Genomic DNA, 1,125 nt, shown 5'->3' on the forward strand with positions numbered 1-1,125 from the left:
TACTAATGAGAAAACGGGCTACTGGAATTAGACGTTGATATATTCGAGATCTGGATCATTGAAGAAATCGCAGATGATTTCCGGTGCCGCCCGTAGTCGATCAAAAGCCTTCTGGATTCCTTGCCTGAGCTCGTCGACCGTGCGCGCGACAAGCCTTCCGGCGTTGTCATGCTTCACATTTTTCCACACCCATTCATCGGGATTGAGCTCCGGGGAGTACGGCGGCAGACGGAACAGTCGAATCCTGCCCTCGGTGCTCTCGACATACTCCCTCGTTGCCTGAGAGGTGTGCGACCCGTGCCCGTCCACCACCAGGAAGATCGTCCCGTCAACGTCGTGTAGCAGCTTCTCGAGGAACTCGATGAAAACCGCCGAATCCACAGTTTCGGCAAGCAGCGAGAAATGCAGTTTCCCCCGCGCGGACACCGCCGACATCATATTGACCGTCTTCCGGTTCCCGGTACCGCGAACCACCGGCGTGCATCCCACCGGCGCCCAGGTGGTCCCGGCATGGTAATCGGTCCGCACCGACGCCTCGTCCTCGAAGAAGATGCTGGCGCCCAGGGACTCCGCTTCCCTGTGGATCTCCGGGTACTCCTCCTCCTTCCAGCGCCGGACCCGGACGGAGTCCTGCTCCCAGGCCCGCGTCAGCGGTCGTTGAGGAGACAGGCCCAGCCTGCGCATCAGCTGCCCGACTCCCTGCGGGGTGTACTCCACCCCGAACTCCCGCCTGATGAGTTCACGTACCATCTCACGCGTCCACAACGCGGAATCGAAGCGCAGCCGCCGCGGATCATTGCAGGCAACAAGCTTCCACAACTCCTCCGCCTGCACGTCGGTCAGTTTCGGCGCCGGGCCCGACGAAACCCTGACCTTCAACGCCTCCGAACCCCGCTCCCGCCTGATCTGCATCCAGCCGTACACCGTGGAAACACCGGCACCGAACATCACCGCCACATCCTCGGGATGACACCCCCGGTCTATCGCTTCGAGCGCACGAAAACGGGTCTCTTCAAGAGACCTCCGCAGAATCCTCTTCTCAGCTCCTTCGGTCATATCCTCGGTATACCCAGATCTGGCCCTAAAAATTCAACAGAATTCCAGCAGGTCGTTTTCCCATTAGTA

1 protein-coding gene is annotated in these 1,125 nt (G+C 59.8%); it reads right to left on the reverse strand.

What is annotated here, in order from left to right:
- Positions 1 to 27 precede the first annotated feature (27 nt).
- Positions 28 to 1,056, reverse strand: coding sequence for an IS630 family transposase (locus tag NBZ83_RS32260; protein WP_261576528.1), 1,029 nt, complete (start codon positions 1,054 to 1,056; stop codon positions 28 to 30).
- Between the last annotated feature and the right edge of the window lie 69 nt (positions 1,057 to 1,125).

Origin of the sequence: Frankia gtarii (assembly GCF_025403375.1) — a bacterium.
GTDB lineage: Bacteria > Actinomycetota > Actinomycetes > Frankiales > Frankiaceae > Frankia > Frankia gtarii.